The 16,746-nt window shown below is 68.5% G+C and carries 21 protein-coding genes and 1 pseudogene; 13 read left to right on the forward strand and 9 right to left on the reverse strand.

Annotated elements, in window-relative coordinates; translation table 11 throughout:
• The 3 genes and pseudogenes from AC04L7_RS01955 to AC04L7_RS01965 all read left to right on the forward strand — a co-directional run.
• Nucleotides 1-482, forward strand: a pseudogene (locus AC04L7_RS01955) (type 1 glutamine amidotransferase domain-containing protein); the annotation flags it as partial.
• A gap of 3 nt (nt 483-485) precedes the next feature.
• On the forward strand, nt 486-1,175 hold the full coding sequence (locus AC04L7_RS01960; protein ID WP_475512446.1) for a response regulator transcription factor: 690 nt from the start codon (nt 486-488) through the stop codon (nt 1,173-1,175).
• Nucleotides 1,172-2,464, forward strand: coding sequence for a sensor histidine kinase (locus tag AC04L7_RS01965; protein WP_436000318.1), 1,293 nt, complete (start codon nt 1,172-1,174; stop codon nt 2,462-2,464). The genes AC04L7_RS01960 and AC04L7_RS01965 overlap by 4 nt, the downstream gene beginning before the upstream one ends.
• Before the next feature lies 1 nt (nt 2,465).
• Here the strand turns inward: AC04L7_RS01965 and AC04L7_RS01970 are convergent, their stop codons facing one another.
• On the reverse strand, nt 2,466-3,695 hold the full coding sequence (locus AC04L7_RS01970; protein ID WP_436000320.1) for an acetylornithine transaminase: 1,230 nt from the start codon (nt 3,693-3,695) through the stop codon (nt 2,466-2,468).
• Nucleotides 3,696-3,800: 105 nt separating this feature from the next.
• On the opposite strand from AC04L7_RS01970, the gene AC04L7_RS01975 reads away from it, so the two are divergent.
• On the forward strand, nt 3,801-4,685 hold the full coding sequence (locus AC04L7_RS01975) for an ion transporter (protein ID WP_436000322.1): 885 nt from the start codon (nt 3,801-3,803) through the stop codon (nt 4,683-4,685).
• An 8-nt stretch (nt 4,686-4,693) separates the two neighbouring features.
• Here the strand turns inward: AC04L7_RS01975 and AC04L7_RS01980 are convergent, their stop codons facing one another.
• The 4 genes from AC04L7_RS01980 to AC04L7_RS01995 all read right to left on the reverse strand — a co-directional run bounded on the left by AC04L7_RS01980 (nt 4,694) and on the right by AC04L7_RS01995 (nt 7,260).
• On the reverse strand, nt 4,694-5,230 hold the full coding sequence (locus AC04L7_RS01980; protein WP_296282896.1) for an isochorismatase family protein: 537 nt from the start codon (nt 5,228-5,230) through the stop codon (nt 4,694-4,696).
• Between the two features lie 24 nt (nt 5,231-5,254).
• Nucleotides 5,255-5,692: a VOC family protein gene (locus AC04L7_RS01985; protein ID WP_436000325.1), complete on the reverse strand. Its 438-nt coding sequence runs from the start codon at nt 5,690-5,692 to the stop codon at nt 5,255-5,257.
• Nucleotides 5,693-5,709: 17 nt separating this feature from the next.
• Complete coding sequence (locus AC04L7_RS01990; RefSeq protein WP_436000327.1) at nt 5,710-6,525, reverse strand: SDR family oxidoreductase; 816 nt, start codon at nt 6,523-6,525, stop codon at nt 5,710-5,712.
• Nucleotides 6,526-6,663: 138 nt separating this feature from the next.
• Nucleotides 6,664-7,260 (reverse strand): protein kinase family protein, encoded by a 597-nt coding sequence (locus AC04L7_RS01995; RefSeq protein WP_296282907.1) that lies wholly within the window; start codon nt 7,258-7,260, stop codon nt 6,664-6,666.
• Between the two features lie 128 nt (nt 7,261-7,388).
• Here AC04L7_RS01995 and AC04L7_RS02000 point away from each other — a divergent pair, with 128 nt between their 5' ends.
• Complete coding sequence (locus tag AC04L7_RS02000; RefSeq protein WP_475512447.1) at nt 7,389-9,398, forward strand: bifunctional DedA family/phosphatase PAP2 family protein; 2,010 nt, start codon at nt 7,389-7,391, stop codon at nt 9,396-9,398.
• A gap of 108 nt (nt 9,399-9,506) precedes the next feature.
• On the opposite strand, the gene AC04L7_RS02005 is transcribed toward AC04L7_RS02000, so the two are convergent.
• The 3 genes from AC04L7_RS02005 to AC04L7_RS02015 form a co-directional block, all read right to left on the reverse strand.
• Complete coding sequence (locus AC04L7_RS02005; RefSeq protein ID WP_296282906.1) at nt 9,507-10,085, reverse strand: LON peptidase substrate-binding domain-containing protein; 579 nt, start codon at nt 10,083-10,085, stop codon at nt 9,507-9,509.
• Nucleotides 10,086-10,092: 7 nt separating this feature from the next.
• Nucleotides 10,093-11,451 carry a UDP-N-acetylmuramate:L-alanyl-gamma-D-glutamyl-meso-diaminopimelate ligase gene (gene mpl, locus AC04L7_RS02010; RefSeq protein WP_436000330.1) on the reverse strand — a complete coding sequence of 453 codons (1,359 nt, stop codon included), beginning with the start codon at nt 11,449-11,451 and terminating at the stop codon, nt 10,093-10,095.
• 145 nt (nt 11,452-11,596) lie between these two features.
• The gene (locus AC04L7_RS02015; protein ID WP_192310496.1) at nt 11,597-12,175 is read right to left on the reverse strand and encodes an adenylate kinase; all 579 of its coding nucleotides are present in this window, start codon (nt 12,173-12,175) and stop codon (nt 11,597-11,599) included.
• 121 nt (nt 12,176-12,296) lie between these two features.
• On the opposite strand from AC04L7_RS02015, the gene AC04L7_RS02020 reads away from it, so the two are divergent.
• The 7 genes from AC04L7_RS02020 (at nt 12,297) to AC04L7_RS02050 (ending at nt 15,979) form a co-directional block, all read left to right on the forward strand.
• Nucleotides 12,297-13,553, forward strand: a complete 1,257-nt coding sequence (locus AC04L7_RS02020; RefSeq protein ID WP_436000332.1) for a 6-phosphofructokinase — start codon at nt 12,297-12,299, stop codon at nt 13,551-13,553.
• Nucleotides 13,554-13,587: 34 nt separating this feature from the next.
• Nucleotides 13,588-13,737: a hypothetical protein gene (locus AC04L7_RS02025; RefSeq protein WP_436000334.1), complete on the forward strand. Its 150-nt coding sequence runs from the start codon at nt 13,588-13,590 to the stop codon at nt 13,735-13,737.
• Complete coding sequence (locus AC04L7_RS02030; protein ID WP_296282890.1) at nt 13,734-14,123, forward strand: DUF488 domain-containing protein; 390 nt, start codon at nt 13,734-13,736, stop codon at nt 14,121-14,123. The genes AC04L7_RS02025 and AC04L7_RS02030 overlap by 4 nt, the downstream gene beginning before the upstream one ends.
• A 69-nt stretch (nt 14,124-14,192) precedes the next feature.
• On the forward strand, nt 14,193-14,324 hold the full coding sequence (locus AC04L7_RS02035; protein ID WP_296282889.1) for a hypothetical protein: 132 nt from the start codon (nt 14,193-14,195) through the stop codon (nt 14,322-14,324).
• 31 nt (nt 14,325-14,355) lie between these two features.
• Nucleotides 14,356-14,724 carry a nuclear transport factor 2 family protein gene (locus AC04L7_RS02040; protein WP_436000337.1) on the forward strand — a complete coding sequence of 123 codons (369 nt, stop codon included), beginning with the start codon at nt 14,356-14,358 and terminating at the stop codon, nt 14,722-14,724.
• Between the two features lie 148 nt (nt 14,725-14,872).
• Nucleotides 14,873-15,484, forward strand: a complete 612-nt coding sequence (locus AC04L7_RS02045; protein ID WP_436000339.1) for a hypothetical protein — start codon at nt 14,873-14,875, stop codon at nt 15,482-15,484.
• A gap of 6 nt (nt 15,485-15,490) precedes the next feature.
• Complete coding sequence (locus AC04L7_RS02050; RefSeq protein ID WP_475512448.1) at nt 15,491-15,979, forward strand: DUF2846 domain-containing protein; 489 nt, start codon at nt 15,491-15,493, stop codon at nt 15,977-15,979.
• A 51-nt stretch (nt 15,980-16,030) separates the two neighbouring features.
• Here the strand turns inward: AC04L7_RS02050 and AC04L7_RS02055 are convergent, their stop codons facing one another.
• Complete coding sequence (locus tag AC04L7_RS02055) at nt 16,031-16,552, reverse strand: hypothetical protein (RefSeq protein ID WP_296282885.1); 522 nt, start codon at nt 16,550-16,552, stop codon at nt 16,031-16,033.
• 9 nt (nt 16,553-16,561) lie between these two features.
• Between AC04L7_RS02055 and AC04L7_RS02060 the strand changes: the two genes are divergently transcribed.
• On the forward strand, nt 16,562-16,746 hold a 185-nt coding region (locus AC04L7_RS02060), incomplete at its 3' end, for a hypothetical protein (protein ID WP_475512449.1).

Raw genomic sequence — 16,746 nt, forward strand, 5'->3', positions numbered from 1 at the left:
AAGCACCACTGATGATGGCGAAGGTCGTCGTGGACGGGCGCCTGGTCACCGGGCAGAACCCTTACTCCACGCCCGGCGTCGCCGACGCCATCGTGCGCGCGACCGGCCGCACGCCCGTGGCGCGTTCACCGTGGCGCGACGAACTGACGATGGCGCTCGCCGGCCGGGCCCGCAGCGGCGATGTACGTGGCGCAGCGGATGCGCTGGCGCAGGATCGCGAGCGCTACCACGTGGACCTGCTGGGCATGCTGGGCTACTACCAGGCGCAGGCGGCGGGTGGCGACGACGACCTGCGGCATGCACTGACCCTGATGCAGTTGGCGATGCCCTATATGGCGCAGCCGCAGCTGAAGCTCGGTGCCGCCGAGGCGCATCTCCGCCTGGGCGAACGGGAACAGGCGAAATCGCTGGTGCAGCAGGTGCTGGCGGGAAAGCCGGACATGGCCGAAGCTAAGGCGCTCCTGCAACGCATCGATGGTTGAATGATGACGGCACCTGCGGCCCGCATCCTGGTGATTGAAGACAACGCGCTGCTGCGGGTGCAGTTGCAACACCTTTTCACCGATGCTGGCATGACCGTCGAGTTCGCTTCGGATGGCCTCAGCGGATTGCAGATGGCGCTCGACGCGCCGCCCGACGTGCTGGTGCTCGACGTGGGCTTGCCCGCACTCGATGGCCTGCGCTTGTGCGAGCGCCTGCGGGCGCAGGCCGATCGCCACGTCCCGGTACTGATGCTGACCGCGCGCGACGCGCTGGAGGACAAGCTGCAAGGCTTCCGCGCTGGCGCCGACGACTATCTGGTCAAGCCGTTCGCGGGCGCGGAACTGATCGCGCGCTGCCTGGCGCTCACGCAGCGACACCGCAGTGGCGAGACCCATGTCGTGCGGATCGGCAYGCTGCGCATCGATCGCCGGCACGCGCTGGCGACGCGACACGAGCTTCCGCTCGACCTGCACCAGACCGCGTACCAGATCCTGCTCGCCCTGGCCGAGGCGTGGCCACGCACTCTGACGCGCAGCGAATTGATCCAGCGCCTGTGGGGCGATGCGCCGCCGGAGTCGGATCCGCTGCGCACGCATCTCTACCTGCTCCGCCAGGCGCTGGACAAGCCGTTTGCCACGCCGATGCTGAAAACCGTGCATGGCGTGGGCTTCCGGCTGGAAGCCGACGCATGAGCGCATCGATCGTGCCGCGCCGGCGGCTGCGCAACCGCATGATGCTGGTGTTCGCGGCATTCACGCTGGTGCTGGCCGCGCTGTTCGGTCTTTACACGCTGCTCTTCGTCTACACGGTCGAGGACCAGCTGTTCGACACGCTGCTCGAGCGCGAGGCCGCGACGCAACAGGATCACTACGCCGCGCACGGACGCTGGTCTCCGCCGCGGAACGGCTTCATGAGCGTGGTCGAGCGGCGCGATGATCTGCCCGACGGGATCGGCCGCGTGCTGCGCGAGGAGCCCGCACGAAGGGAGTTCGCCGGCGCGGACGGGCGCCACTACCACCTGCTTGCGCTGGATCCACCCGCACCGGCCACGCGCGCCTGGCTGGTCGCCGAAGTCAGCGGCCTGCTCGCGGTGCGGCCGGTGCGTGGGGAAATGCTGCAGTTGCTGGCATGGACCGGCGCCATCGCCGTGGTGCTCGCGCTGCTCCTCGGCGGCTGGCTGGCGCGACGGACGACGGCACCGCTCTCGCGATTGGCGGACGCCGTCGGCGAAGCGACGCCGGAACGACTGCCGCCGCACTTCGCTGCAGGCTTTCCCGATGACGAGGTCGGGCTGCTCGCACGCCGCCTTGATGATCTGATCGGCCGCGTCCGCGCTTTTATCGATCGGGAGCGCGAATTCACCCGCGACGCGAGCCATGAACTGCGCACGCCGTTGACCGTCATCCGTGCCGCCAGCGAACGCCTTTCCGCAGACACGGCGTTGAGTGCCGACGCGCGCGCCAGCGTCGAACATATCGGGCAATCCGCTTCGCACCTGGAGCAGACCGTCGCCCTGCTGCTGGCGCTGGCGCGCGAACAGCCCGCGCCTCCAACGGCATCGACACCGGTGACGCGTGTAATCCCGGTGCTGGAGCGCGTCGTGGTAGAGCAGTCGCCCTTGCTGGAAGGCAAGCACGTACAGGTGGCGGTCGAGGTGCCCGCGGACCTCACCAGTACGTTGACGGCGCCCGTGCTGCAGGTGCTGTTGTCCAACCTGATCGGGAACGCGTTCGCGCACACCCGCGAAGGCGACGTCGTCATCATGGCCGACGAAGACACCCTCTGCGTCAGCAATCCCGGGCACGCGGTCCGCGAGGGCGATTTCGCGCCATTCGTGAAAGGCGAGGACAGCACAGGCTTCGGGCTCGGTCTGTCGATCGTGCGACGGCTGTGCGAACGGCACGCCATCGACCTGCGCTTCGAAAGCAGTGCGGACGGCAGCTCCGCCCGCCTTCGTCTCCGCCAGGACGCTTCCGGATAGCTCAGCCCGGCATCGCGAACGCCCTGAGCGCGGCGTTCAGGCGCTTAAGGCCTTCTCCGACTTCCTCGTCGGTGATGTTCAGCGCCGGCACGAAACGCAGCACGTCCGGACCGGCCTGCAGCATCAGCAGGCCCTGCGCGGCAGCGAGGTCCAGTACCTCGCCTGCACGGCCTGCGTACTTAGCGTTGAGCACCGCCCCCAGCATCAGGCCGCGACCGCGCACCTGGGCGAACAGCCCGAGTTCTGCGTTGATCGTGTCCAGGCCTTTGCGCAGGACGGCGGACTGGCGCGCCACGTTGTTGGCGATCTGCGGCGATGCCAGCTTGCGCAGCGCGACGCGCGCGACGGCGGCTGCCAGCGGGTTGCCGCCGAAGGTGGTGCCATGCGCACCGAACTGCATCACCTCGGCCACTTGCGGTCCGGCCAGCATCGCGCCGACCGGGAAGCCGCCGCCCAGCGCCTTGGCCAGGGTGACGATGTCCGGCACCACGCCATCCTGCCAGTGGGCGAACAGCGTGCCGGTGCGGCCCATGCCGGCCTGGATCTCGTCCAGCACCAGCAGCGCGCCGTGGTGGTCGCACAGTTCGCGCACGCCGCGGAGGAAGCCGGAGGCAGCCGGCATCACTCCGCCCTCGCCCTGCACCGGCTCCAGCATCACGGCCGCCACATCGCCGCACGACATCGCGATCTCGAGCTGGGTCAGGTCGTTGAAGTCCACATAGCGGAAACCCCCCGGCAGCGGTTCGTAGCCTTCCTGGTACTTCGGCTGCGCCGTCGCGGTGACCGCGGCGAGCGTGCGGCCGTGGAAGCTGCCGCGGAAGGTCACGATGACGCGCTGGTCGGGTGCACGTCCTTTCGAAGCCGCCCACTTGCGCACCAGCTTGATCGCGGCCTCGTTCGCTTCCGCGCCGGAGTTGCACAGGAACACGCGTTCGGCGAAGCGCGAGGCGGTGACCAGTTCTTCGGCCAACCGCAGCGGCGGTTCGCTGTAGAACACATTGCTGGTATGCCACAGCTTGCCGGCCTGCTCGGTCAGCGCCGCGACCAGATCGGGGTCGTTGTGGCCCAGGCCGCAGACCGCGATGCCCGCGGACAGGTCCAGGTACTCGCGTCCTTCGCTGTCCCATACGCGTGCGCCCTGGCCGCGCGCCAGGATGACGTCGCGCGGACGATAGACGGGCAAGTAATAGCGCTGTCCGTTCGACAGCAGGTCGGGGGTCGTGGCGCTCATGGGCAGGCGGCATGCGGGACGGAGGCACATATTGTCACCCATGCAGACCCGTGCGACAGGTCGGCAGGGGCGCCAACGGCTTGCGTTGGTGCATCATGGCCTCCCATGAAGTTCCAGCCACGCTTTTTCTCCGATCCCCAGCTCAATCCCGCCACGGAGGACGGCTGGCGACGTCGCTGGTTCGACATCATCTACCGGCACGACACGCCGCCGTCGCGCAACTTCGACCTGGCGCTGGTGCTGGCGATCCTCGCCAGTGTCATCGTCATCATGCTCGACAGCGTGCAATCGTTCCACGCGCGCCACGCGGGAGTCCTCTACGCCCTGGAATGGGCGTTCACCCTGCTGTTCACGGCCGAATACGCGTTGAGGCTGGCGACCGTGCGTCGACCCCTGCGCTACGCCGTCAGCATCTGGGGCATCATCGACCTGCTGTCCATCCTGCCGACGTACCTGTCGGTGCTGGTGCCGGGCGCGCAAAGCCTGCTGGTGGTACGCATCCTGCGCATCCTGCGCCTGTTCCGCATCCTGAAACTGACCCAGTACATCGAAGAGAGCGGGCAACTGGTGGGCGCGCTATGGCGAAGCCGCCGCAAGATCTTCGTCTTCGTCTGCGCGGTGCTGACGCTGGTCGTCATCTTCGGCGCGCTGATGTACGTGGTGGAAGGCCCGGACAATGGCTTCACCAGCATTCCCACCAGCATGTACTGGGCCATCGTGACCATGGCCACCGTCGGCTTCGGCGACATCGCACCGCAAACCACGGCAGGCAGGGCGATCACCTCGGTGCTGATCCTGATCGGCTACAGCATCATCGCGGTGCCCACCGGCATCTACACGGCGGAGCTCGCCAGCAGCCTGCGCGAAGCCTCGCACGAGCGCGGCCACCTGGATCGCCGCGGATGCACGGAATGCGGACTGGAGGGGCACGACCCCGACGCTCTTCACTGCCGCCATTGCGGCTCGCAACTTCCGGTGCCCATGGGGTGATGCGGGGTTCAGCCGGTGAACGCGATCTCGTCCGCCTGCAGCGCGCGGATGCCGACACCAAAGCTGCGGATCGCCGGCAACGTGGCGTTGTGGTGGGCGCGGATCTGCGCAGCGTCGGCATGCGCCTTGTCGTGGGTGGTGTGCGCGTCGGCGGCCAGCACGACGTGGTAGCCGTGCGCGGCGGCGCTGCGGGCCGTGGTGTCCACGCAGAACTCGGTGGCGTAACCGCACAGCACCACGCCTTCCACGCCGCAGAACGACAGCACTTCGTCGAGCCCCGTGCGAAGGAAGGCATCCGGCGTGGCCTTGCGGATGCGATGATCGCCTTCCACCACGCGCAGCGCCGGATGCAGGTCCCAACCCGGCGATCCGGCCTCCAGGTCGCCCGCGCGCTCGTGCTGCACGAAGATCACCGGCGCGGCGGCGTCGCGTGCCCTGTCGGCCAACGCATTGATGCGCCCGATCACCGCGTCGGCCTCGGCCGGGGCTGGCTGCGGCTCGAACAGGCCACGCTGCACATCGATCACCACCAGGGCGAGATTCATCTTGCGGACTCCGGGCTCGGCGGGTTACCAGCTTCCCGTATTCGGCATCGAAAGCCAAGGTTCCTGCGGCGGCAGCGCTACTCCCTTCTGCAGCAGTTCGATGGAGATCAGGTCCGGCGTGCGCACGAAGGCCATGCGGCCGTCGCGCGGCGGGCGGTTGATGGTGACGCCGCGCGACTGCAGGTGCGCACAGAGCGCATAGATGTCCTCGACCTCGAAGGCGAGATGCCCGAAGTTGCGCGCGCTGCCGTAGTCCTCCGGCGGCGTGCCGTCTTCCGGCGGCCAGTTGTAGGTCAGCTCGATTTCCGCCTCCGGATTGGCCGGTGCGCCGAAATACACCAGCGTGAAGCGGCCCTGCGGGCTGTCCATGCGGCGGGTTTCGCGCAGGCCCAGACCGTCGGTGAGGAAGCGGCCGGTGGCTTCCAGGTCGTGGACACGGATCATGGCGTGCAGGTATTTCATGGGGACGTCTCGCGGGATCAGTCGAGGAAGAGATCGGGAAGCGGCGACAACGACGCATCGACGGCATAGCCGGAGAAATCGGTCGTACCCGCCTCGCGCAGCACGTCCTCGTCGATGAGGAAGTGGCCATGGAAGCCCCGCGCCTCGCGCACCAGCACGGCATGCGCGGCATCGGCCACGATCCGTGGCGTGCGGCAGCGCGGGATTTCGACGCCGGGGATCATGTTCAGCGCATCGGTGGCGATGATGGTGCGTGGCCACAGGGCATTGACGGCGATCCCCCGGGGACCGAATTCCCCGGCAAGCCCCAGCGTCACGAAACTCATGCCCATCTTCGCCAGAGTGTAGCCGGTATGCGGCGCCCACCATTTCGGATCGAGCGACGGCGGCGGCGCCAGCGTCAGGATGTGCGGATTCGCCGCCTGCGTCAGATACGGCAGGCAGGCCTGCGCGCAGAGGAAACTGCCGCGCGCATTCACTTGCTGCATCAGGTCGAAGCGCTTCATCGGCGTGTCCAGCGCGCCGGCCAGCCAGATGGCGCTGGCATTGTTGACCAGGATGTCGATGCCGCCGAAGGCATCGGCGGTCGCCGCCATCGCCGCCTTCACGTCGTCCTCTTCGCGGATGTCGCACTTCAGCGCCAGTCCGCGCCCCCCCGCTTCATTGACCGCCTGCGCGGCGGTGTGGATGGTGCCAGGCAGCTTCGGGTTAGGTACCGAGGATTTGGCTGCGATCGCCACGTTGGCGCCATCGCGCGCGGCGCGCAGCGCGATGGCCAGGCCGATGCCACGCGAGGCACCGGTGATGAAGAGGGTCTTGCCGGCGAGTGTCATGGCATGTCCTTGTGGCGTGTGTCGTGCGCGGTCAATGCTCACTGCGGGAGCGCCCCATGGACGCGATGGTGTCCGTTCCGCACGGAGAGGGAGCATTGCGCCCGCGGGGCGCTCCTGCAGATCGGGACAGGGCAGACATCACGGCTTCGGCCCCTGCCCTTCGTTGTCTTCCCACTTCAGCAGCCGGCGCGTGATGAAGCGATAGACCGGCTTGCCGGTACGGAACCACAGGTCGCGCACCCAGGAGGTGCGCTTGAGCACGCGCCGCTCGACCGGCGTGATCGAGGCCGGGCAATACATGCGCTTGTGCTTGAGCAGGTGGCGCAGGTCCTGCCGTGCCAGCAGGCGCATCCAGCGCGAGCGCGGCTGTCCGCGCGTGGCGAGCTGGAAATCGATGATGCCCGGACGGCCATCGGCCAGCACCAGCCAGTTGGCTTCCTTGGCCAGGTCGTTGTGCGCGATGCCGCGGCGATGCAGTTGTTGCAGCAGCCTGCGTGCGCGCCGGAAATAGGCGACGTCGCCGCGTGGCGGGCGCTGGTACATCGCCGCGCCGTCCATGTAGCTGCGATCCAGCCGCCCCCCGGTCCAGTCGAGCAGTTGCGGGACATCGGCCATGCCGGCGACCCGCCGAAGCGCGAGCGCCTCGCGTCGCGCCAGCCACCACGCCGGCAAGCGCAGCCAGAGCGGGACGTGCGCGAGGTCGCGGCGCACGAAGGGCCCCTCCGCTCCCTGCATCAACGAGATGCGGCCGAAGCTGTCGGCCTTGAGGGCGGCGATTTCGGAAGGCGAGTGCAAGTCCACACCGTCATTCTACGTCCATAGGTCGCAGACGCGGGTCATGTAGCGCCGCCTATAATCCGCCGATGGAAGCCTCCTGGTTCGACAACCTGCTGGCCTGGATCAGCGCGCATCCCGTGGCCGCGGGGCTGGTGATTTTCGCGATCGCGTTCTGCGATGCGGTCATCATCCTGGGCGCCATCGTGCCGGCCCTGCCGTTGCTGTTCGCGGTGGGCGTGCTGATCGGCCTGGGCGAGATTTCCGGCCCTTATGCCGTTGCCTGCGCCACGCTGGGCGCGCTCATCKGTGATGCGACCAGCTATTGGGTCGGCCATCGCTGGGGCCAGCAGCTGCGCACCGTGTGGCCATTCCGCCGGTATCCGCAGCTCCTGGACCGGGGCGAACTGCTGTTCCGCCGCAATGCGTGGAAGAGCCTCTTCATCGCGCGCTTCGTCGGCCCGATCCGGCCGTTCGTGCCGGCCGTCGCCGGCATCTCGCGCATGCCGATGCGCCGCTACCTCGTGGCCAGTGGCGCGGCGTGCGTCGCGTGGGCCGTCGGATTCCTGCTGCCGGGCTGGGTGCTGGGGCATGCCTACGATGCCGTGGCCGCCGTGGCCGGCCGACTGGCGCTGGTGCTCGGGCTGCTGGTGCTGGTGATCGCGCTGGCATGGGCGCTGGTGCTGTACACCTATCGATGGTTCGCCGCGCATGCCGACGCATTGTTGGCACGCGCGCTGGCGTGGTCGCACGCGCATCCGGTGCTGGGGCGGTATACCGCGGCCGTGTTCGAGCCGACACGGCGCGAATCGGTGCCGCTGGCGCTGCTCGCGATCCTGCTATTGGCGATCGTCTGGGTGTGGTTTGCCTTCCTGGTGATCGTGATCGGCCACGGCGAACCGTTGGCGATCGACCTGTGGGTGTACGAGCTGATGCGCGCCCTGCGCAACCCGCTCGCGGACTATCCGCTGGCGGCCATCGCGTCCCTGGGCGACGAGCAGGTGCTGGCGCCGGCATCGTTGCTGGTGCTCGGTTACCTGTGCTGGCGCAAGCGCTGGATGGCGGCCGCGCATTGGCTGGCGGCCATCGCCTTCGGCCTGGCACTGACGGCGTGGCTGGGCGCGTCGGTGGATATTCCGAAGCCGCCGAGCGTCAGCAGCGGGTTCGGTTTCCCGTCCATCGCGGTCACGATGTCGACCATCACCTTCGGCTTCTTCGCCGTGCTGATCGCACGCGAGCTGCCGGGCCGCACGCGCGTGTGGCCCTATCTGGTCTCGGGCATCGTGGTGGCGCTCATCGGGTTCGCGCGCATCTACCTGGGTGCGCACTGGATCAGCGACATCATCGGCGGCATGTTGTTCGGCCTGGTGTGGCTGCTGGTACTGGGCATCGCCTACCGGCGCCGCATGGTCCGCTCGTTCTGGATCAAGCCGATCGCGTGGCTGTTCTACGGCAGCTTCGTGCTGGCCGGGCTGTGGCATGCGCCGCGCAACGTCGAGCACATGCTGGCGCAGTTCCAGGCGCCGGTGATCGAACGCAGCGTCGCCTTGCAGGCCTGGTGGGCCGAGGGATGGCAATCGCTGCCTGCGCGCCGCAACGAATTCGACGACGAACAGCGCTGGCCGCTGGACGTGCAGGTCGCCGGTCCGCTGGCACCGCTGAAAGCGAGCCTGGTGGCCGACGGCTGGCGCGAGCAGCCGCAGGCAGGTTGGGAAGAGGCGCTGAACCTGCTGGACAGCGACCTGCCGGACGACGCGCAGCCCGTCCTGCCCGCCACACTCGATACGCGTGCAGAGAGCCTGCTGATGCTGCGCCAGGGCGCGCAGCCGGGCGAGGTGTTCGTGCTGCGCCTGTGGCCGGCGGACACCCGCTTGCAGCCCGGCGACGTGCCGCTTTGGATCGGCAGTGCGCAGGTACTGCGGCAGCACCGCGCATTCAACCTTGTGCGCGTGTGGCGTCCGCTGTCCGAGGCCCAGACGGCACTGGAGGCGGTGACGCAGGCCACCACCGGACTCGACCACGCGATCGCGCCGCACCCGGAATCCGGACTGCCGGTAGTGCGGTTGCGCACCGACGACGGGCAGGCCACGCCTCGCTGAGTCTTGCAGGGGAAACGCAGAGCGCCGCTTGCTCCGGAGGTCCCCGCCAGCAGTCCGCCGTGAAGAAGGCTCGCAGAGCCGAGCACGCTCGACCCTGCGGCGACAGGGTCAGTCGATCCACTCCAGCAGCCGCTGCAGGCGCGCATGCACATCGTCTTCCTGCAGGATCGATACCCGCTGTTCGGCGGTGATCGGCAACACCTGCGCCAGTCGCCATCCGACCCACGCCGCCTGTTCGAAGATGCGCGGCGGCAGGCCTGCCAGGTCGCTGCCGGCCTTTTCCATCATGGTCTGCAGCAGGGTGCCCAGCAGCGCATGTTCGGGACGCAGCGCGTCGGCGCTGTCGGCGGCGAGCCAGTCGACATCCGCCATCACCAGCCCGTTGTCGCGTACGCGCGTACGCACCACATGGAACCGCCGGTGGCCGCGTACCCGCAGCGCCAGCAATCCGTCGCTGCCGGTGTCGAAGTCCTCGATACGCGCCTCGACGCCGTAGGCGGCCGGCGTGGCGGGCGCACCCGCTTCGCTGCCCTCCAGGATCAGGCACACACCGAAACCGCTCCCGGAGCGTCCGCAGTCGCGTACCAGATCCAGATAGCGTCGCTCGAAGATGCGCAGGTCCAGCCCCGCACCCGGCAGCAGCACGTTGTGCAACGGGAACAGCGGCAACGATTCGTGCGCCACGATCGCTGCCTCAGCCCTGCAGGGCCGCCAGGAAGCGGCGCGGCGCCCCGTCGAAGCCACCGTTCGACATGAACACCACGTGGTCGCCGGGACGTGCCTGCGCCTTCAACGCGGCGATCAGCGCATCGACGTCGGGCACGGTCCGTGCCTCGCCCCGGATCGCGGCCACCACCTTGCCCGCATCCCACGCCAGTTCGGGACGATGCAGGAACACCACCGCATCGGCGATGTCGAGCGAGGGCGCCAGCGCATCGGCATGCGCGCCGGAACGCATCGAATTGCTGCGCGGCTCCATGGCCACCAGGATGCGCGCCTCGCCGACGCGCGCGCGCAGGCCTTCGAGCGTCGTATGGATCGCGGTGGGGTGATGGGCGAAGTCGTCGTAGAGGGTGATGCCGTCGTGCTGGCCGATCACCTCGAGCCGGCGCTTCACGCTGCGGAAAGCCGCCAGCGCCTGCAGCACGGTGGACACGTCCACGCCAACGGCATTGCAGGCGGCGAGCGCGGCCAGGCCGTTGAGCACGTTGTGGCGACCCAGCATCGGCCAGTGCACCTCGCCGATCTCGATGCCATGGTGGCGCACCGCGAACGCGCTGCCGTCGTCGCGGATCAGGCGCGCACTCCATTCCAGCGTCGCGTCGAAGCCGAAGCGTTCGACGGGCGTCCAGCATCCCATCGCCAGCACCTCGGCCAGGCGTGCGTCCTCGCCATTGACGATCAGGCGGCCACGGCGCGGCACGGTACGCACGAGATGGTGGAACTGGCGCTGGATCGCGGCCACGTCCGGGAAGATGTCGGCGTGGTCGTATTCCAGGTTGTTGAGGATGGCCACCAGCGGCCGGTAGTGGACGAACTTGCTGCGCTTGTCGAAGAACGCGGTGTCGTACTCGTCCGCCTCGACGACGAACTCTCGCCCCCCCCCGATGCGCGCGGATGCGCCGAAATCCTCTGCCACGCCGCCGATCAGGAAGCCCGGCGAGCGGCCGGCGGCTTCCAGCAGGTAAGTCAGGATGGTCGTGGTGGTGGTCTTGCCGTGCGTGCCGGCGACCGCAAGCGTGTCGCGGCCGGGCAGCACGCGTTCGGACAGCCATTGCGCACCGGAGATGTAGCGACGTCCCTGATCGAGGACGGCTTCCACTGCAGGGTTGCCGCGCGACAGCGCGTTGCCGATGACGATCTCGTCGCAGTCCGGCGCGATGTTCTGCGGCTGGTAGCCCTGCGCCAGTGCGATGCCGAGCGTCTCGAGCTGCGTCGACATGGGTGGATAGATGGCCTGGTCGCTGCCTTCGACCGTATGGCCGAGTTCGCGCGCCAACGCGGCGACGCCGCCCATGAAGGTGCCGGCGATGCCGAGGATGTGGATCTTCAAGACAGGAATTCCGTGGAAACTCCGCAGACTTTAGCCGAGCGGACGGGGTTCGGCACGAGGGCGGCGGGAGGTGCCGCCGCGCCATCGAAAAGGCCCCGACGATGCGGGGCCTTTCCAGACGCGTGCCGGTGCGGAGAGGTGGACCTCAGCCCACTTCCTTGGCCGGCGCCAGCGCCTCGGTGATGCGGGTGAACACCTCGTCCAGCGAGCCGACGCCGTCGACGACGGTCAGCTCGCCCTGCTGGCGATAGAAGTCGATGACGGGCGCGGTCTGGTCGGTGTAGACCTGCAGGCGCTTGCGCACCGATTCCGGATTGTCGTCGGCGCGGCCTTCGGCCTTGGCGCGGCCGGCGATGCGCTCCACCAGCAGTTCGGTAGGCACCTCCAGCTGCACGGCGAAGTCGAACTTCTGCCCCAGCTTGGCCAGCAGCTGGCCCAGTGCGGCGGCCTGCACCAGGTTGCGCGGGTAGCCGTCGAGGATGAAGCCGGCTTTCGTGTCATCGCGGGAGAAGCGGTCTTCCAGCATGCCGAGCAGGATGTCGTCGCTGACCAGTTCGCCGCGCGCCATCACTTCCTTCGCCTGCAGACCCAGCGGGCTACCAGCGGCGACTTCGGCGCGCAGCAGGTCGCCGGTGGAAATATGCGGCACCTGCAGGTAGTCCTTCAGGCGCGCCGCCTGAGTGCCCTTGCCCGACCCGGGTGGGCCCAGTAGAACCAATCGCATGCTGTCACTCCCGAAACTGGAATCCTGCGGGCGGTGGACCGCGCCGRGCGCCGGGCGCCGCGCTGCACCGCGTCATCTGTGTGAAGCTTACCGCATCCCCGCACCCCGGAACGAACCCTACATGGCGTCTGGCACCCTACTTTATGCGCAGTCCGGCGGTGTCACCGCCGTCATCAATGCCTCTGCCTCAGCGGTCATCACCGAAGCGCGGGCCCGCAAAATCAAGGTCTTGGCCGCGCGCAACGGCATCCTCGGTGCGCTGCGCGAAGAGCTGATCGATACCAGCAAGGAGTCGGCCGCGGCCATCCGCGCCCTCGCCCATACACCCGGCGGCGCCTTCGGCAGCTGCCGGGTCAAGCTGAAGTCGCTGGAGGCCGACCGCGCCAAGTACGAGCGCCTGCTCGCTGTGCTGAAAGCGCACGACGTGCGCTACTTCCTCTACAACGGCGGCAACGACTCCGCTGACACCGCCTGGAAAGTCTCGCAGCTGGCCCAGGCATTCGATTACCCGCTGACCTGCATCGGCGTACCGAAGACGGTGGACAACGACCTCGCCGTCACCGACACCTGCCCCGGCTTCGGCTCGGCGGCRAAGTACACCGCCGTCTCCGTGCGCGAAGCCGCGCTGGACGTGGCCGCAATGGCGGAAACCTCCACCAAGGTGTTCGTCTACGAGGCCATGGGTCGCCACGCCGGCTGGCTGGCCGCCGCCGCGGGCCTGGCCGGGCAGTCGCCTGACGAGGCGCCGCACATCATCCTTTTCCCCGAGCGCGCTTACGACGAGACGCAGTTCCTCGCGCAGGTGAAGAAGGTCGTCGACCGCGTTGGTTGGTGCGTGGTGGTGGCCAGCGAAGGCATCCAGCACGCTGATGGGCGCTTCGTCGCCGATGCCGGCGGCGGCAAGGACTCGTTCGGCCACACCCAGCTGGGTGGCGTCGCGTCGTACCTGGCCGGACGCGTGAAGGACCAGCTAGGCCTGAAGGTGCACTGGACCCTGCCGGACTACCTGCAGCGCTCGGCACGCCACATCGCCTCGAAGACCGATTGGGAACAGGCGCAGGCCGTCGGCAAGGCCGCAGTGCAGTTCGCCCTGAAGGGACAGAACGCGGTGATGCCGGTGATCGTGCGCACGTCCGATGCGCCGTTCCGGTGGAAGATCGAGGCCGCGCCGTTGTCGAAGGTGGCGAACCACGAGAAGAAGTTCCCGCCCAACTTCATCCGCAAGGACGGCTACGGCATCACCGACAAGGCGCGCGCCTATCTGCAGCCGCTGATCCGTGGTGAAGCCTATCCGCCCTACGGCAACGATGGCCTGCCCAAGTACGTCGCGCTGAAGAATGTGGCGGTGAAGAAGAAGCTGCCTGCATGGGAAGGATGAACCCTCTGGCTACCCCGCTGCTCGGAGTCACGCGATGAAGCAGGCATTGCCGCGCCGCGCCTGGCTCTTCCTGGCGATGGTCGCATGCGCTGCCGTCTGGGAAGCGCGTGCCGATCTGTTCGAGATCCACGACGCCGCCCTCGCGCGTCATGCGTCCCTGGACGCCGCGCACCGGGCGCCATGATCCGCATCGTCCGCCTTGGCGCGCCGCGCGCGAAGGACGAAGGCCTGCGCATCGGCACGGTGCGCCGGCCGCCGCGTGGCGTGCCGAAGGCGGCGTTCGCGTCGCAGGACTGGTACGACGTGTGGTATCCCAATCTCGCGCCCAGCGCCGGGCTGGTGAAGGAAGCACAGGGTGCCGCCACGCCACAGGCGTGGGCCGCCTTCGTGAAGAAGTACCGCGCGGAGATGGCCACGCCGGAGAACGCCCATACGTTGGACCTGCTTGCTGCGCTGTCGCAGGCCAGTGCGTTTTCGGTGGGCTGCTATTGCGAAGACGAGGCACGCTGCCATCGGTCGGTGCTGCGCGGGCTGCTGGCCGAACGTGGCGCGGCCATCGCAGGGGAATGACTTCAGGCACCGTCGCGGCGACTTCGGCGGTGCTAGCGTGCGCCCACCATCAAGCGAGGGGAGACTGCCATGTTCCGCAAAGTGCTGATCGGCTTGCTGGCCGTCGCCATCGGCCTCGCCATCGCAGGTGCGGGCTACCGCTTCGGGCAGTACCTGGCGCAGAAGGACGATGCGGCTTCACCGGCACCCGCAACGTCCTGAGCGCGCACGTCCACCGCGCTAGCATGGCGCCATGGATGACCTGCTCGCCACACTGACGGCCCTCGAAACCGAGCTCCACCACCCCGGCGCGACCTGCACGCGCGAGCGGCTGGAGCGCCTGCTGCATCCGGAGTTCCACGAAGTCGGTCGCTCCGGCACGCGCTACACCCGCCAGAGGGTGATCGACTTCCTGGCGGATCGTGCTCCGTTGCCGCCCGTGGTCGCATGCGACCACCGCGTCGAACGGCTTGCCGACGACGTCGCGCTGCTGCACTTCGCGTCGCAGGAAGTGGCCGTGGACGGCACGCACCGCCACGCGGCGTTGCGGATGTCCGTCTGGCGGCGAACACCGCTGGGCTGGCAGCTTCACTACCACCAGGGCACCCCGGCCGACACCTGATCCGCAGGCATCGTCGGCGCCCGGACCCGACTCCATTCCCTTGCGACGCCCCGCTTGGCGGCGCGCCCGCGCTGCGTTAGCGTAGCCGCCCAGGGGAGGGAGCATGGCGACAGCAAGGAAACGCGCGGGCATCGGCCTGCTGGCTGGCATGTGGGTCCTGGCCTGCGGTGCACAGGATGTACCGTCCCCGACAGACGCGCCGACGACGGAAACGAGTTCCTTCATCACGCCCACGCCGCTCGCGTGCTGCGAGCTGCCGGAGGGCACTCCCGTGCGGCTCGAAATCCTCGACCCCATCAGCTCTGCCCGCGCCAAGCGCGGCGATGCCTTCCGGGTGCGCGTGCAGGAGGACGTCGGCATCGAGGGCATCGTCGTGCTGCCTGCAGGGACGGAGGGCGTCGGCGAGATCGTCCACGCGGAGCCATCGCGCGGTGGGGGCAAGCCTGGGGAACTGATCCTCGCTGCACGGCGGCTGCAGCTGGGCGACCGCGAGGTGAGGCTGCGCGGCCTCAAGCTCGGCGGTGCCGGCAAGGACACGAGCGGCGTAGCGTTGGGCGTCGCGGTCGGCATCGGCCCGTTCGCACACTTCATCCACGGCAAGGAAATCGAGATTCCTGCCCTGACCACCGGCACGGTCAAGTTGGCCGAGCCCTTGCAGGCGGCACCCACGTCCGATGCATCCGGGGCGACAGCCGACCCTGCGGCGCCGGAACGCGCGACCCTACCCCCCAGCACCATCCCATCCCATCAACCGGAGTGATCCCGCATGYGTTATCCGCTCAACCGTGCCCTGCTGTGCTTGACCCTCTTGCTGCTGCCGGCCGTCGCCGTCCATGCCCAATCGCAGGACGCCCCGGCTGCCGCAGAGACTGCCGCTCCTGCCGCCGAAGCACCCGCAGCGCCCACGGGCGGCCTGGTGGGTGCTCCTGCGGATGGGATGGGCCAGGTCGTGTTCTTCCGCGAGAAAAAATTCGCGGGTGCGGCCGTCAAGTACAAAGTGCGTGAAGGCGAGACCGAGTTGGGCAAGCTGAGCAGTGGTACCTACTTCATCGCTTCCGTGGCACCGGGTACCCACCAGTACACCGTGCACTCCGAGGCCAAGGACGTGCTGACGCTGGAAGTGGAGGCGGGCGAAACCTACTACGTGCTGGGTTCGATCACGATGGGCTTCATGGCGGGCCGCCCGAACCTGTCGCCCTCCGACGAGGCCGCCTTCAACGGCATGGCGAAAGACCTGAAGCCCGCCAAGAAGTAAGAGAAAGCAACGGTCCCGCGGTGACGGCCTCGCAAGAGGCCGTCACCGTTTTCATTTGCAGCCTTTGCCTTCGATGTCGAGACGGGCCGCGAACAGCGTGAGCGACGGCGCCTGCGCGGCTCCCGCGGCCTGCTGCTTCGCCTCCTGCAGGTAGATGCGCGACTGGCCCTGGCCATCGGCGGCCGGCGGCGTCGCACTGCCCGGCTTGCGCCAAACGCGCACGACGGCCTGCCGCGACGGGCAGGCCGCGTCCGGGACGCGGATGATGTCGTTGAGTTTCCAGCCTGCGGCCAGGGAAGGCTTTGCCTTCTCGATATCGACGAAGCGCGCGCGGGGCTGGCACTGCGGACTGGTGCGCACGGGCGCGAAGCGATAAGGCTGCGCGGCATCGCCCGTGAAGGCGCCCTCCAGGCGCGCGCAGGCCTCGGGAATCTGTCGCAGCGTGTGCACGGTGCCGACGGCCTGCGGCGTGCCCGCCGGGCGCTGGATCTCGGGTGCGGGATCGGCGGCGCGGGCCGGCGTTGCGATCGCCAGGCAAGCGGCGAGCAGCGGAAGTGCGACGGTCTGGCGCATGGCAACTCCTTGGAGCCGGTACGAAAACGGGATGCGGGCCGCAAGGCTGGCACGGAGCGGCTGAACCGCCGCGTCACCGCTGGCGGCCCGCAGCGCATCCGGTCATACTCGGGCCAGCTCCAGGGATGTCTGAACAAGGGTTTCGTGCTGCAGTCCATCGCAGCGGTCGAGTGCGCTCAATCGTTCAACAGGCT

It is taken from the genome of Pseudoxanthomonas sp. LjRoot204_2, assembly GCF_056175765.1.

Bases quoted from the DNA above. Each gene is read 5' to 3' on its own strand.
- AC04L7_RS01965 (WP_436000318.1), top strand. From the start codon at position 1,172: ATGAGCGCATCGATCGTGCCGCGCCGGCGGCTGCGCAACCGCATGATG.
- AC04L7_RS01970 (WP_436000320.1), bottom strand. From the start codon at position 3,695: ATGAGCGCCACGACCCCCGACCTGCTGTCGAACGGACAGCGCTATTAC.
- AC04L7_RS01975 (WP_436000322.1), top strand. From the start codon at position 3,801: ATGAAGTTCCAGCCACGCTTTTTCTCCGATCCCCAGCTCAATCCCGCC.
- AC04L7_RS01980 (WP_296282896.1), bottom strand. From the start codon at position 5,230: ATGAATCTCGCCCTGGTGGTGATCGATGTGCAGCGTGGCCTGTTCGAG.
- AC04L7_RS01985 (WP_436000325.1), bottom strand. From the start codon at position 5,692: ATGAAATACCTGCACGCCATGATCCGTGTCCACGACCTGGAAGCCACC.
- AC04L7_RS01990 (WP_436000327.1), bottom strand. From the start codon at position 6,525: ATGACACTCGCCGGCAAGACCCTCTTCATCACCGGTGCCTCGCGTGGC.
- AC04L7_RS01995 (WP_296282907.1), bottom strand. From the start codon at position 7,260: ATGCAGGGAGCGGAGGGGCCCTTCGTGCGCCGCGACCTCGCGCACGTC.
- AC04L7_RS02015 (WP_192310496.1), bottom strand. From the start codon at position 12,175: ATGCGATTGGTTCTACTGGGCCCACCCGGGTCGGGCAAGGGCACTCAG.
- AC04L7_RS02025 (WP_436000334.1), top strand. From the start codon at position 13,588: ATGAAGCAGGCATTGCCGCGCCGCGCCTGGCTCTTCCTGGCGATGGTC.
- AC04L7_RS02030 (WP_296282890.1), top strand. From the start codon at position 13,734: ATGATCCGCATCGTCCGCCTTGGCGCGCCGCGCGCGAAGGACGAAGGC.
- AC04L7_RS02035 (WP_296282889.1), top strand. From the start codon at position 14,193: ATGTTCCGCAAAGTGCTGATCGGCTTGCTGGCCGTCGCCATCGGCCTC.
- AC04L7_RS02040 (WP_436000337.1), top strand. From the start codon at position 14,356: ATGGATGACCTGCTCGCCACACTGACGGCCCTCGAAACCGAGCTCCAC.
- AC04L7_RS02045 (WP_436000339.1), top strand. From the start codon at position 14,873: ATGTGGGTCCTGGCCTGCGGTGCACAGGATGTACCGTCCCCGACAGAC.
- AC04L7_RS02055 (WP_296282885.1), bottom strand. From the start codon at position 16,552: ATGCGCCAGACCGTCGCACTTCCGCTGCTCGCCGCTTGCCTGGCGATC.